This is a genomic window from Agromyces ramosus (genome assembly GCF_004216665.1).
In the GTDB taxonomy this organism is placed as follows: domain Bacteria; phylum Actinomycetota; class Actinomycetes; order Actinomycetales; family Microbacteriaceae; genus Agromyces; species Agromyces ramosus.
Map to the genome: position 1 here is coordinate 1,138,135 of NZ_SGWY01000001.1, position 13,132 is coordinate 1,151,266.

Annotated in this window: 15 protein-coding genes; 4 read left to right on the top strand and 11 right to left on the bottom strand. The window is 70.9% G+C overall.

What is annotated here, in order from left to right:
• Positions 1–15: 15 nt before the first annotated feature.
• The 4 genes from EV187_RS05345 to EV187_RS05360 form a co-directional block, all read right to left on the bottom strand.
• On the bottom strand, positions 16–1,080 hold the full coding sequence (locus EV187_RS05345) for a TadE/TadG family type IV pilus assembly protein (RefSeq protein WP_130351925.1): 1,065 nt from the start codon (positions 1,078–1,080) through the stop codon (positions 16–18).
• A complete protein-coding gene (locus EV187_RS05350) occupies positions 1,068–1,481 on the bottom strand; it encodes a TadE/TadG family type IV pilus assembly protein (RefSeq protein ID WP_130351926.1) in 414 nt (137 codons plus the stop codon). The genes EV187_RS05345 and EV187_RS05350 overlap by 13 nt, the downstream gene beginning before the upstream one ends.
• A gap of 34 nt (positions 1,482–1,515) precedes the next feature.
• A complete protein-coding gene (locus EV187_RS05355) occupies positions 1,516–1,722 on the bottom strand; it encodes a Flp family type IVb pilin (RefSeq protein ID WP_130351927.1) in 207 nt (68 codons plus the stop codon).
• Between the two features lie 214 nt (positions 1,723–1,936).
• A complete protein-coding gene (locus EV187_RS05360) occupies positions 1,937–2,587 on the bottom strand; it encodes a prepilin peptidase (RefSeq protein ID WP_130351928.1) in 651 nt (216 codons plus the stop codon).
• Between the two features lie 108 nt (positions 2,588–2,695).
• On the opposite strand from EV187_RS05360, the gene EV187_RS05365 reads away from it, so the two are divergent.
• Entirely contained in the window at positions 2,696–3,019 is a 324-nt protein-coding gene (locus EV187_RS05365) for a hypothetical protein (protein ID WP_130351929.1), read from the top strand.
• A 27-nt stretch (positions 3,020–3,046) separates the two neighbouring features.
• On the opposite strand, the gene EV187_RS05370 is transcribed toward EV187_RS05365, so the two are convergent.
• The 3 genes from EV187_RS05370 to EV187_RS05380 all read right to left on the bottom strand — a co-directional run bounded on the left by EV187_RS05370 (position 3,047) and on the right by EV187_RS05380 (position 6,382).
• Positions 3,047–4,432, bottom strand: coding sequence for an FAD-dependent oxidoreductase (locus tag EV187_RS05370; RefSeq protein ID WP_130351930.1), 1,386 nt, complete (start codon positions 4,430–4,432; stop codon positions 3,047–3,049).
• A 33-nt stretch (positions 4,433–4,465) separates the two neighbouring features.
• Complete coding sequence (locus EV187_RS05375; protein WP_130351931.1) at positions 4,466–5,590, bottom strand: polyprenyl synthetase family protein; 1,125 nt, start codon at positions 5,588–5,590, stop codon at positions 4,466–4,468.
• A gap of 84 nt (positions 5,591–5,674) precedes the next feature.
• On the bottom strand, positions 5,675–6,382 hold the full coding sequence (locus tag EV187_RS05380) for a class I SAM-dependent methyltransferase (RefSeq protein ID WP_130351932.1): 708 nt from the start codon (positions 6,380–6,382) through the stop codon (positions 5,675–5,677).
• A 158-nt stretch (positions 6,383–6,540) separates the two neighbouring features.
• On the opposite strand from EV187_RS05380, the gene EV187_RS05385 reads away from it, so the two are divergent.
• Together EV187_RS05385 and EV187_RS05390 are read left to right on the top strand one after the other, a co-directional pair.
• Positions 6,541–6,825: a DUF427 domain-containing protein gene (locus EV187_RS05385; RefSeq protein ID WP_130351933.1), complete on the top strand. Its 285-nt coding sequence runs from the start codon at positions 6,541–6,543 to the stop codon at positions 6,823–6,825.
• A 31-nt stretch (positions 6,826–6,856) separates the two neighbouring features.
• Positions 6,857–8,155, top strand: coding sequence for an isochorismate synthase (locus EV187_RS05390; RefSeq protein WP_207221739.1), 1,299 nt, complete (start codon positions 6,857–6,859; stop codon positions 8,153–8,155).
• A gap of 11 nt (positions 8,156–8,166) precedes the next feature.
• Here EV187_RS05390 and EV187_RS05395 read toward each other — a convergent pair whose 3' ends face one another.
• From EV187_RS05395 to EV187_RS05405, 3 genes are all read right to left on the bottom strand, one after another.
• Positions 8,167–9,024: a PPK2 family polyphosphate kinase gene (locus EV187_RS05395; RefSeq protein ID WP_130351934.1), complete on the bottom strand. Its 858-nt coding sequence runs from the start codon at positions 9,022–9,024 to the stop codon at positions 8,167–8,169.
• 204 nt (positions 9,025–9,228) lie between these two features.
• On the bottom strand, positions 9,229–11,052 hold the full coding sequence (gene menD / locus EV187_RS05400) for a 2-succinyl-5-enolpyruvyl-6-hydroxy-3-cyclohexene-1-carboxylic-acid synthase (protein ID WP_242609441.1): 1,824 nt from the start codon (positions 11,050–11,052) through the stop codon (positions 9,229–9,231).
• A gap of 52 nt (positions 11,053–11,104) precedes the next feature.
• Complete coding sequence (locus EV187_RS05405; RefSeq protein ID WP_130351936.1) at positions 11,105–11,650, bottom strand: PLD nuclease N-terminal domain-containing protein; 546 nt, start codon at positions 11,648–11,650, stop codon at positions 11,105–11,107.
• A 73-nt stretch (positions 11,651–11,723) separates the two neighbouring features.
• On the opposite strand from EV187_RS05405, the gene EV187_RS05410 reads away from it, so the two are divergent.
• Positions 11,724–12,017: a DUF4229 domain-containing protein gene (locus tag EV187_RS05410; protein ID WP_130351937.1), complete on the top strand. Its 294-nt coding sequence runs from the start codon at positions 11,724–11,726 to the stop codon at positions 12,015–12,017.
• A gap of 25 nt (positions 12,018–12,042) precedes the next feature.
• Here the strand turns inward: EV187_RS05410 and EV187_RS05415 are convergent, their stop codons facing one another.
• The gene (locus EV187_RS05415; RefSeq protein WP_130352264.1) at positions 12,043–13,011 is read right to left on the bottom strand and encodes a 1,4-dihydroxy-2-naphthoate polyprenyltransferase; all 969 of its coding nucleotides are present in this window, start codon (positions 13,009–13,011) and stop codon (positions 12,043–12,045) included.
• Between the last annotated feature and the right edge of the window lie 121 nt (positions 13,012–13,132).

The following is a 13,132-nucleotide window of genomic DNA, read 5'->3' on the forward strand; positions in this document are numbered from 1 at the left end:
AGGGTCGGATGGCTGTTAGTCGATGAGGCGTACGAACATCGGGTCGGAGGGACTACCTACCGAGGTCAGGAGAAGAGCCTCCGCGACAGACACGTACTCGATGAAGTAGCCCTGCAGACCACGTTCACTCCCCGTGAACTTGTACGGACTCGCGTCATATGGCGATCCGATGTACTCCGTCGTGGCACCGCCCGATGGCATGACGGCCGAGTAGCCGGTGATATGGAATGCGGCGAACTTCGAGATCGTGTACTCGCCGTGTGAACCAGTGCCGGAGAGCCCCGTGACCTCGTCGTAGAGCGCCACAAGCACGGTCTCGTCAAGAAGGTCGTTCAGGAAGCTCGTGCCGCACCCCGTGCCGCCGGTGTTGTTCCCGTTCTCCCCCGGCACGATGTTGTCCGGGTTCAGCGTGATCCGACAATTGTCATCGGTCAGCCAACTGAATCCGCCGGGGTAATCTGCATCGTCGCAGGGGTCTGGGGTCGACGGTGCGCCGCCGCCTCCGGCTCCGCCACCTCCGGCCCCGCCACCTCCGCCGCCTGAAGGCGTTGCATCGGTGAGCAGCTTGAACGGCGTACCGATCGAACCTGCATCGGCGATGCCGCGCTCGATTTCGCATTCCGCGATGGCGAGCGGGATGAACTCTCCTCCACCGACGTAACCCCACTCCGCTGTCGCCTGCGCAGGCACATCAGTGGCGTCGAACCCGATCGCAGCTGCAAAAGGGTGCGCGAGGTCAGGCGTCTCGGTATGCACCGTTACCTTGCCCGAAGTGGTCGGTGTCGGCATCACCGGCGAGTCAACGGCTGTCACGGCGTTACCGTCGTTCATGCTGCCGCCCGAGAATGCGCTCGCTCGCACGGCCTGACCGGACGAGCTGCATGACGCGGCATCAGCCGCACACGCCTTTGCAACCGCTAAGGCTGCCGCATCTGCGCCGTTCTGGAGCTGTGCCCGCTCGGCATACAGCGTACCGACATCAACCGCGAGCGCCGTAAATCCGATGAGCGCTGAAAGCAGGATAGCCACAAGTACGGCACTCGCGCCCCGTTCGTCCTCGAGTGTCCCTAGCCGCCGCATGTCGTCTTGCCCTTTCCAGTGAGGTCGTCACCCAGGATGGCGTCGAAAAACCCAGTCAGGGACGGCATGTCAATCTCGGCAGTTGCTTCAACATAAGGGTCCGACTCGGCGCAGTGGTCGATCACGGTGACACCGCCCGTGCTCCAATCCACCGACGGGGCAGCGGACTCGCCGTACCCTTCAGCGGCAACCTTGAGCGCTGCGCGATCTGCCGGCGAAACCACCAGGTGTTCGTGCACGGCGTAGTACCGCGCTGACTCGCGAGCGGCGTTCGAAAGCGAGACCTGCTGGTTGAAGATCCAACCGAACTCGCAGATACCAAACACGAGCAGAACGAGCGGCAGCAGTACGAGTGCGAACTCGACTGCTGCCGCTCCGCGCTCCTGAGGCTTGCGCGTCATTGAGCGTGCTGGCTGCGTGCGTTAGAGCAACGACTCACGGGGCGGCGGGCGCGCCGCCCGGGATCCCGTCGACGATCGTCTGGAAGGCGGCGCGGATCTCGCCACCGAGAAGAATCACCACTGCGATGATCACGGCGGCGATAAGGGCAACGAGCAGGCCGTACTCGACCGCGGTCGCGCCATCCTCTTCGGTACGGAGGGAGTTGATGCGCGCGACTGCACGCGTGTATGCCTTGAGCATTGCTGTGTCCTTCGGGTTCGAGGAGATAGAAGTTGCCGCCGGCGGGCCCGGCGGCTGATAGACGGTAACTGTGCACATGCATGGAAAGCCATGCCCCCGTTTGGGGGGATGCCAGCGTTTGCAGTGCATGCCTGCGACGGAAAGCCCGGAAAACTGCGAGAGCCGGGGTCATCAGTCCCCCGGTCTGGGGGTACGCGGGTGTACCCCGAATCGCCTACGCGCCAACGAAGAGCAGTGCGATCAATGCCCCGGCGAGCATCGACGGCCCGAACGGGATCGACCCCCGAAGGGTGACCCGCCGCAGAGCCAGCGCCACCAGCGCGATGACGCCGCCGACGATGAACGCCGCGAGCAGCCCGATGAGCCACGCGTTGAGGCCGAACCAGCCCAGCAGCAGGCCGATGACCAGGGCGAGCTTCACGTCGCCCATGCCCATCGACGACGGCGAGATCAGCGCGAGCACGAAGTAGACCGCGAACATCGCGACGGCCCCCACGAGCGCCCAGGCGAGCGCCATCCAGTCGCCCGTGGCCCAGGTCGCCGGTACGAGCAACACCGCGACGGCAGCCAGGGATGGAAAGATCACCGCGTTCGGCAGCCGCTTCTCGGCGAGGTCAACCAGGGTGAGCACCGTCGAGGCCGCCGCGAACGCGAGCAGCGCCGGCAGGATCCACGTGAGGCCGAACCGCAGCGCGAGCGCGGCGAACGTGACGGCGGTGATCGCGGCGCCGGCGATGCGCACGGTGCGCAGCGGCATCCGCTCGCCCTTCGTCGATCGCTGGGTCCACGCGGCGAGCGGCGACCAGCCGAGGGCCGCTCCGACGATGAACGCGACCACGGCGGTGATCGCGGAGTCGAGCGGCATGATGTGCAGCGTAGCGGCAGCCGCGGCATCCGCTCGTCATGTGTGCACGCTCCATCGACACCACCGGCCGGGGCTGACACAGTTGAGCAAAGGACGATTGGGGGCCCCATGGGCGACGAAGCGGACCGCACGTACGACGCGGTGACACGAGAGCTGCTGCTCGACGAGGACTACGACGTCGACTTCACGCCCGACGGCCTGCTCGTGCACGGCCGCCTGTTCGCGTTCCTCGACGAGGACGACCTGATCGTCGAACTGCCGGCGGCCCGATCGGCCGACCTCCGCTCACGCGGCGTCGCCGAGCCCTTCAGTGGAGTGCACGGCGGCCCGAGCCGCAACTGGGTGCGCGTCAGCGACCGCGAGCTCTGGTCGGAGCTTGCCCGCGAAGCGCACACCTACGTGGGCGAGCCGCCGGTCGGGCGCCAGTCCTGACGAGCGCCGCGCCGAGCGCGCCGGAGCCTAGCTCGCGACCTCGCCGCGCGAGATGTCGACCATCTCGTCGCGGGGCACGACCTTGATGCGCTTGCGGCCCTCGGCCGAGCCGAGCGCCTGCTCGTGCTCGTCGAGGCGGTGCCAGCCGTCGAGGTCGGTCCACTCGATGCCGCGGGACTCGAGCATCTCGATCACCGACTCCTCCGACGGCGACTCGGGTCGCCACCAGTTGCCGAGGTCGTTGATCACGTGCTTGATGGTCTCCATCGCGTCGGACTTCGTGTGGCCGATGAGGCCCACCGGGCCGCGCTTGATCCAGCCGGTGGCGTACACGCCGTACATCTGGCGGGCGTCGCCGCTCTCCTTGTCGCGCATGAGCACCTGGCCCTCGTGGTTCGGGATGACCCCGAACTTCTTGTCGAAGGGGATGCCGGGCAGGGGCGAACCGAAGTAGCCCACGGCCCGGTACACGGCCTGCACGGGCAGCTCGCGGATCTCGCCGGTTCCCACGACGCCGCCCTCGCCATCGGGCGCGGTGCGCTCCCAGCGGATGCCGCCGACGCGGCCGTTGCCGTCGGAGAGGATCTCGAGCGGCTTCGCGAAGAAATGCAGGTGCAGCCGACGTGACGCCTGGCCGACCTCGCGCTGGCGCCACTGGTTGAGCACCTTGTCGATGACGAAGACCTGCTTGTTGCCCGAGACGGCCGCGCGGGCGGCGTCGTCGTAGTCGAAGTCCTCGTCGTAGAGGATCATGTCGACGTCGCGCAGCTCGCCGAGCTCGCGCAGTTCGAGCGGGGTGAACTTCACCGACGTGGGGCCGCGGCGGCCGAAGATGTGCACGTCGGTCACGGGCGACGCGGAGAGGCCGGCCGCGACGTTCGCGGGGATCTCGGTGGGCATGAGGTCTTCGACGTGCTTCGCGAGCATGCGCGACACGTCGAGCGCGACGTTGCCGTTGCCGATGACGGCGACCTCGCGGGCGTCGAGCGGCCAGGTGCGCGGGAAGTCGGGGTGCCCATCGAACCAGGCGACGAACTCGGCGGCGCCGTAGGACCCGTCGAGGTCGTGGCCCGGCACGTTCAGCGAGGCGTCGCGCACGGCGCCCGTGGCGAAGATCACCGCGTTGTAGTGCTTCTTCAGGTCGTCGAGGGTGATGTCCTCACCGAATCGCACGTTGCCGAAGATGCGGATGTCGCCGCGGTCGAGCACCTCGCGAAGCGCCGTGATGATGCCCTTGATGCGCGGGTGGTCGGGCGCGACGCCGTACCGCACGAGCCCGTACGGCGCGGGCAGGTGGTCGAACAGGTCGATCGAGACGTCGAAGTTCCGCTCGGCCTTCAGCAGGATGTCGGCGGCGTAGATGCCCGCGGGGCCCGCCCCGACGATCGCGAGTCGCAGCTTGTTCCTCGTCACGTGCCTGGTCTCTCCATCAATTCTGGGCGCCTGTCAGCTCTGCCGCTCGACGATCGTCTCGGCGAAGCGCGTGAGCGCCTTCTTCACACTCCCCTGGGGCAGCGGCGCGAGCGCCGTCACGGCGTCGCGTGCCCACCGGTGGGCCTCAGCGAGCGTAGCGCGCGTAGCTTCGTGCGTGCGGAGTTCGGCGACGATCGCGTCGACGGTCTCCTTCGACGGCACGATCCGCGAGGCGAGGGTGTTGGTGTCGTGCGGGTCGAACCCGTCGACGGGATTCGCGATGACGATCACGTCGCGCTCGATGCGGTCGAGCAGGTCTGCGGATGCCGCGTCCGACTTCGCGAGCTCGGCGAGACGCAGCAGCGGCAGCGTGACGACCCCGGCGCGCAGGTCGGTGCCGGGCACCTTGCCGGTCTCGTCGGGCTGCGGCGACAGGTCGATGACGTCGTCGATGAGCTGGAACGCCACGCCGATCTTCTCGCCGAACTCCACGATGGGCTTCTCGAAGGCGGGGTCGGCGCCCGAGAACACGATGCCCGACTGCGCCGCGGCGGCGATCAGCGAACCGGTCTTGTCGGCGAGCACCTGGATGTAGTGCGCGATCGGATCCTCGCCGTTGGCGGGACCCACCGTCTCGTGCAGCTGGCCGAGCACGAGGCGCTCGAACGTGTCGGCCTGCATGCGGATGGCCCGCTCGCCGAGGCTCGCCATGAGCTGGCTCGCGCGGGCGAAGAGCAGGTCGCCGGTGAGGATCGCCACCGAGTTGCCCCACACCGTCTGGGCGCTCGGCACGCCGCGACGGCGCTCGGAGTCGTCCATGACGTCGTCGTGGTACAGCGAGCCGAGGTGGGTGATCTCGATCGCCTCAGCGGCCGTGACCACGTCGTCGTTGGCGCCGGCGCCGAGCTGCGCGGTGAGCAGCGTGAGCATGGGGCGCACGCGCTTGCCGCCCGCTTCGAGCAGGTAGCGCGTCGAGACATCCGCGATCGAGTCGGCGAAGCTGACCTCACGCAGGAGGCCGGCCTCGACGCGCTCGATGCCGTCGTCGATCGCCTTCGCCATCGCACGGTCGGCCGATGACGCGAAGACGCGCTCGCTCAGGCCGAGGTTGGCAGCGAGCGCGGAGCCGCGTCGCGCGACCGGATGGCTCGGATTCACGTTCCCAGCCTACCGGTGCGCTTCCCGTGAGCCGTGTCGACGACGGCGAGCGCGGAGGGCTTGACTCGCCGGCCGGGCGAGTGCTCAGGCGAGCGGCTTGCGTGCGCGATGCAGCGCCACGACGCCCATCGTGAGGTTGCGCCATTCGACGTCGACCCAGCCCACCTCGCGGATCCACCCGGCGAGCGTGGGCTGGTCGGGCCACGCGTTGATCGACTCGTTGAGGTACTCGTAGGCGGTGTCGTTCGAGCTCGAGAGCCGCACGAGCGGCGGCATCACGTAGCGCTGGTAGGCGTGGTACCCGGTTCGCACGAACGCCACCGGCGGGTGCGAGAACTCGCAGATCACGAGGCGTCCGCCGGGCTTGGCGACGCGGAAGAACTCGGCGAGCGCCAGCTTCGGCTCGTTCACGTTGCGCAGGCCGAACGAGATGGTGACGGCATCGAACTCGCCGTCGCCGAACGGCAGCTTCGTGGCATCCGCCTCGACGAAGACCAGGTTCGGCACGCTCGCCTGGCGACGGCGGCCGACCTCGATCATGCCGGGCGAGAAGTCGGCGGCGACGACGGATGCCCCGGACTTCGCGAGGCTCGCACTCGACGTGCCGGTGCCCGCAGCCACGTCGAGGATGCGGTCCCCCGGCTTCGGCGCGACCGCGCGGGTCGTCGCGACCCGCCAGAGCGGCGCGTTGCCGACCGAGAGCACGTTGTTGGTGCGGTCGTAGCGGGCGGCGACCCGGTCGAACATCGCCGACACCTGGCTCGGATCCTTGCCGAGGTCTGCGCGCATCATGCTCCGAGTCTACGGCGCGGCATCCCCGCGGATCCGGTCGCTGTGAGTCCCCTGCGAGCCTCCACGGAGGCCCTATGCGTCGGAATGCATCCGGATGCGACCGCGTTCCGTATCACTGGAGTCAACGATGCGGGCGCGTGCTCGCGAGGAGGAGATCCATGAAGGCCATCTGGAACGGTGCGGTGCTCGCGGAGTCCGACGACACGATCGTCGTCGAGGGCAACCACTACTTCCCGCGCGAGTCGATCGACGAGCGGCACTTCGCCCCGAGCGACAACCGCAGCGTGTGCCACTGGAAGGGCACCGCGAACTACTTCCACGTCGAGGTCGACGGCCGGCGCAACCCGAACGCGGCCTGGTACTACGACACCCCCTCGGCGCAGGCCTCCGAGATCGCCGGCCACGTGGCCTTCTGGCACGGCGTCGAGGTCGTCGCCGCGTAGGCGGCCTCCTCGCGCGACGTAGGCTGGTGCGGTGACCCAGACGGATGCCCCGGCGCCGCACCTCGCCGCCACTCGGCTCGTCGTGCGCACCGAGCCCGTCGACGAGCTCGCGCCGCTGATCCCACGCGCCGACCCGCGGCATCCGCTGCTCTGGATGCGCCGTGGCGAGGGCATCGTGGGCCTCGGCGAGACGCTGCGCATCGAGACGAGCGGCGCGAGCCGCGTCGCCGATGCCGCCGCCGCGTGGACGTCGGTCGCGGCCGCCGCCGACGTCGACGACCGCGTCGGGCTCCCGGGCACCGGGCTGGTGGCGTTCGGCGCCTTCGCCTTCGCCGACGACTCCGCGTCCACGAGCGTGCTCGTGGTGCCCGAGCTCGTGCTCGGCCGACGCGACGGACGCGCCTGGGTCACGCGCATCGCACTCGCCACGGTCGACGACGCCGCGGATGCAGCGGATGCCGCGGCATCCGTCGCCCTCGAGATCCCCGCGCCGGCACCGAAGCGCCGCGTGCCCCGCGTGGCATTCGGGCCCGGGGCCGTGCCGCCCGAGCAGTACATGCGGGCGGTCGCCGAGGCGGTGCGCCGGATCGACGACGGCGAGCTCGAGAAGGTCGTGCTCGCGCGGCAGCTCGTCGGCGAGCTGCATGAGGAGGACGGCCTGCGCGCCGTCATCAACCGCCTCGCCGAGGACTACCCCGACACCTGGGTGTACGCCGTCGACGGGCTCATCGGCGCGAGCCCCGAGACGCTCGTGCGCGTCGACCACGGAACCGTGTCGGCGCGCGTGCTCGCGGGCACGACTGCGCGGGGCGCCGGCGAGGCATCCGACCGCGAGCGTGCCGCCGCCCTCGTCGAGTCGCATAAGGACCGGGCCGAGCACGCCCTCGCCGTGGCCAGCGCCGTGAAGCGACTGGCGCCCCACACCGCCCGCCTCGACGCGAGCCCCGAGCCGTTCACCCTGCAGCTGCCGAACCTGTGGCACCTCGCCACCGACCTCAAGGGCACGCTCGGCGACGGTTCGAGCTCACTCGACCTCGTGCAGGCGGTGCATCCGACCGCCGCGGTCGCGGGCACGCCCCGGCGAGTCGCGCTGCGGGTGCTGGCGGAGCTCGAGGGCTTCGACCGCGGTCGCTACGCCGGCCCCGTCGGCTGGATCGACGGCGACGGCGACGGCGAATGGGCCATCGCGCTGCGGTGCGCGCAGATCGGTCCCGACGGCGCGATCGCGGCATATGCCGGATGCGGCATAGTCCACGATTCCGAGCCGACCGACGAGCTCGCCGAGACCGTCATGAAGTTCCGGCCGATCGTGGAGGCCTTCGGCGGCTGAGCAGGCGGACGTCAGCTCGCGATGAGCCGCGCCTTCTCGGCCTCGACGTCGTAGTCGGGCTTCGGCCACTCCAGCTCGAGGGCCTGCAGCGCCTGGATGAGCAGGTGCTGCACCGCGAGCCGCGCGTACCACTTGTGGTCGGCGGGCACCACGTACCACGGTGCGATGGGCGTCGAGGTGCGATCGAAGGCGATCTGGTACGCCTCCTGGTACTTCGGGCCGAGCATCCGCTCGTCGACATCGCTCGGGTTGTACTTCCACTGCTTCTCACGCCGTCGGAGGCGATCGAGCAGGCGCTTCTTCTGCTCCTCGGCGGAGATGTGCAGCATCACCTTGATGATGGCGGTTCCCTCGCCGACGAGCTCGGCCTCGAACTCGTTGATGGCGCCGTACCGCCGCTCGATCTCCTCGGGCGTCGCGAACTCGCGCACGCGGGCGATGAGCACGTCCTCGTAGTGCGACCGATCGAACACACCGATGTTGCCGGGCTCGGGCACCTCCTTGCGGATGCGCCAGAGGAAGTCGTGCTCGAGCTCCTCATCGGTGGGCTTCTTGAAGGCGGCGAGCTGCACGCCCTGCGGGTCCACGGTCCCGATCACGTGCTTCAGGATGCCGCCCTTGCCCGCCGTGTCCATGGCCTGGAGCACGAGCAGGATGCGGCGCCCGTCGTCGCCCGTCTGGTGGTGGGCGAACAGCCGCTCCTGCAGGTCGGCCAGCACGAGGGCGCCCTCCTTCAGTGCGGCCCGCCCCGCGGCCTTGTTGCCATCGAATCCGGGATGCCCGTCGGTCGGCGACGCGACCAGCTTGAACCCGGACTCCACGCGGAGCAGCCCGCTCGGGTCCTGGGTCCAGTACGACTCCTTGCTCATGCCATGCTCCTCAAGTGCGACACCGCGTCGCATTGGCCTCCATCCTGTCGAGCGAGCGGATGCCGCGGCAAGGCCTCGACTCGGGCGGACTTCCGTGCATAGGCGTCAGCGCGTGGCTGCGAAGTATGGGCGTTAGCGCGTAGCTGCGAACCGTGCCGATGCGGTTGAGCGCGGCGGCGCGACGGCGCGACGGCGCGGATCGTGTCAGCGCGGCAGCGGCACCTCGACGAGCTGCGGTCCGTCGATGCGGCCGGTGAGGGCCTCGTCGAGCTCGCCGCGCGTCGACGCCCGCGCGTACCCCCAGCCGTAGGCCGCGGCGAGCGCTGCGAGGTCGACCTGCTGCGGCGTGAACTGCACGCGATCGAACGCGTCGGGCGACGCCGACCCCGCGACCTCGAGCGCGTCGAAGATCGTGCCGCCGCCGTCGTTGCCCACGATGACCTGCAGGCGGGGGCGGAACTCGCCCGCCCCGAGCAGGAGGGATCCGACGTCGTGCAGCAGCGTGAGGTCGCCGATGAGGGCGCGGGTGACGCCGGTGCGGGCCGGTGCGGCCGGCGACGCGGCATCCGTTGCGCCCTCCGCATCCGCTGCACCGGCCGCATCCGCGGCACCCGGGGCATCCGCCCGACGCGCCGCGGCATCACCGGGTGCCGGCGACTGGCTCGCGATCGCGATGCCGAGCGACGTCGCCACGGTGCCGTCGATGCCGGCGAGGCCCCGGTTCGCGTGCACGGGGATGCGGCGCCCGGGCACGGCACGGTCGGCGTCCCGGATCAGCCGGGAGGCGCCGAACACGAGCCGGTCGTGCGGCCAGGTCGCGGCCCAGAGCGCGTCGACGAGCATTCGGCGCGTCACCGGCGCGCGCACGACGGCGAGCTGGGCGCGCGTGTACTCGCGCTGCGCCGCGAAGTCCGACACGTGCCCGGTCTCGTCGACGCCGCTGCGAACGGACGCCGCCGCGGGCAGCCCCTCGTCGACGATCATGCGGCTCGCCCGCACCCACCGGCCCGTCCACGCACGCTCGTCGGTCGACGGATCGTGCGCGGCGACGCGCACCGCGCGCTCGAACCGTCGCACCCGCCGCCCGGGGTTGTACCACTCGATGCCCGTGGGCGCCACGACGACCGTGTCGACGCCGTCGCGCTGCACGAGCGCGGGCACCTCGCGCGAGAGGGTCGGATGCCCGAACACGATCACGCGCTCGACGGCGTCGCCGAAGCCGGGCTCGCGCAGCAGCTCGCGGTAGGCCACCACGAGGTTCGGCCCGAAGTGCGCGCCGCTCGTGACCTCGGCGATGAGCGGCCACCCACCAGCGCGCGCGAACTCCTCGGCGCGCGGGCCGGCGCCGGCGCCCGCGACGACGATCGTGCGGGGGCCCGGCTCGATCACCGCGGCGCCATCGGCGCCCCGGGGTGCGGCCGCCGCATCGAGGCGTGACCCGTGGGGGTGGTCGGGGTACGGCGGCGTGTCGAGCGTCAGCACGGCGGAGAGCGGCTCGCGGAACTGCAGGTTCAGGTGCACCGGCCCCGGCCCGGGGTGCGGCACGGAGTCGCCGTCGCCGTCGCGGCCGAGCGCGGCGGCGACGGCCTCGCGGGCGAGGCGCGCCGCGGCATCCGCTTCACCGGCCTTTCCCTCTGGCGCGACGACGTCGCGTTCGAGGCGCACCGCTCCGGCGAAGATGCCCGGCTGCATGGTGGTCTGGTTCGAGCGGATGCCGCGCAGCTCCGCCGGCCGGTCGGCCGAGCAGATGATGAGCGGCACGCCCGAATGGTGGGCCTCGAGGACGGCCGGGTGCAGGTTCGCGACGGCCGTGCCCGACGTGGTGACGACCACCGCGGGACGCCCCGACTCGATCGCGGTGCCGAGCGCCAGGAACGCCGCACCCCGCTCGTCGATGCGCACGTGCAGCCGGATGGCGCCGACCCGCTCGAGCTCGGCGGCCGCGAGGGCGAGCGCCTGCGATCGCGAGCCCGGCGCCACGACCACGTCGCGCACGCCCTCACGCGCGAACGCGCTGAGGAGCGCCATCGCGGCGTCGCTCGCGGGGCTCCACCGGGCGCTCACCCGATGGGGCGCCGGATCAGCCATTCGGTCGGCCGGACGGGCCCGCCTCACCCGGCGTGTCGGGCGCATCGGGGCGCTTGCGCTCGGTGCCGAGCGCGTCGCCGGTGTCGAAGCCGTCGCCGGATGCCGCGGTGCCCGAGCCAGCGGAGCCGGTCGTGCCGGCCGAGCCCCCCGCAATCCCGGAGGCGCCGGTGCTGCGCCCGTTGCCCGCACCGGGCGTGGTCGGCTTGAGGGGATCGTCGGCGTCGAGCTCGGCGAGTTCCTGCTCCATGCGGCGGATGCGCTCGTCCTGCTCGGCGTCGCTGCGCAGGCGGCGCAGGAACTCCGCATCGTCGTCGGGGGCGACCGTTCCGCCGCGCGAGGGTCCGACCCGAGTGGCCCGTCCGCGCCCGATGATGAACCACAGCAGCCCGCCGATGATGGGCACGAAGAGGATCACGACGATCCACCAGCCGCGACGCAGGCCTCGAATGCGCGAGCGATCGAAGAACGCGCAGTCGGCGACGGCGTAGATCGTGAAGATCACGGCGGCGACGCCGAGTCCGAAGAGCAGCCGGGCCATGCTCACAGTGTAGGCGCGTCCGGCCGCACTGCGGCTGTGAGACCGCTCAGGAGCGCCGACCTACACTGTTGAGGTGAAATCCGTGCCCGTCTGGATCTGGTACACCGCGCTGCGCATCCTGCTGTTCGCCGTGCCGCTCGCCGTGCTCCTCATCGCCGGGGTCAACCCGTGGGTGTCTGCCGCAGTCGCGGCCCTGTTCGGCCTGAGCGCGTCGCTCGTCTTCCTGCGCCGCCCGCGGGAGTCCATCGCGAACGACCTCTACGCCGCACGGCACCGCGAGACGCCGGCTCCCCGTGCCGACGACGATGAGGAGGACGCGGCCGTCGACGCGAACGGGCGCGAGCGCCGCGACGACGCCGAGGCGTGAGCCGCGGCATCCGTACGTCGCGCCCCTAGAGCGCGAACGCCAGCCCGAGCCCCACGCCGTAGACGAGTGCCGTGAAGCTCGCGAGCTGCAGCGCGAGCAGCAGCTCGCGCGGGGTCTTCGCCCAGAGCACGATGACGCTCGCCGGCACGGCGAGCAGCAGCGCGAACAGCACGAGCCACGCGGTCGGGTAGAGCAGCGCGAAGAACACGACGATCGCGAACGGCACGAGCATGAACACCGCGAACAGGATGCGTCCCGCGAGCGGGCCCACGAGCACCGCGAGGGTGCGCTTGCCAGCGGCCTTGTCCTGCGCGACGTCGCGGAGGTTGTTGGCCATCAGCACCGCGCACGCGATCAGTCCCGCCCCGACGCCGCCGAGCCACGCTTCGAGGTTCACCGTGAGCGCCTGCACGTAGGCCGAGCCGGCGGTGGCGACGAGCCCGAAGAACACGAACACGAACAGCTCGCCCAGGCCGTAGTAGCCGTAGGGGTGCCTGCCGCCGGTGTAGAACCAGGCGGCGACGATCGCGACGGCACCGACGGCGAGCAGCCACCACTGCTGGGTCACGATCACGAGCGCGAGGCCGGCGAGTGCGGCGAGCGCGAAGAAGCTGAGCGACACCGCGAGCACGTGCTTCGGCTTCGCGGCACCCGAGCCCGTGAGGCGGGCGGGCCCGACGCGGTGGTCGTCGGTGCCGCGCACCCCGTCGGAGTAGTCGTTGGCGTAGTTCACCGCGATCTGCAGCGCCAGCGCGACGACGAGGGCGAGCAGCGCGCGGGCCGGATGCCACGGGCCGTCGGCGATGGCGACGACCCCCGCTCCCGTGCCGAGCGCGACCGGGGCGATCGCCAGCGGGAGGGTGCGCAGCCGAGCGCCGGCCACCCAGTCGGCGGCGGTCGCGGGACCGCGGCGAGCGGCCGGCGCGGAGGCGCCCTTGGCGGGGTTGCCGGACCGGCCGCGCGTGCCGCGGTTCCGGATGTCATCGGGGTTCATGCGCTGGGGTTTCGGGCGTGCCACATCGCCATGGTAGTTCGGGTGCCCATGACGTTCCGATGTCGCGGCGGGGCGGCGAGCGTCGCGGCATGCGCGGCCGCACGGCGCCGGCGGTCGACAC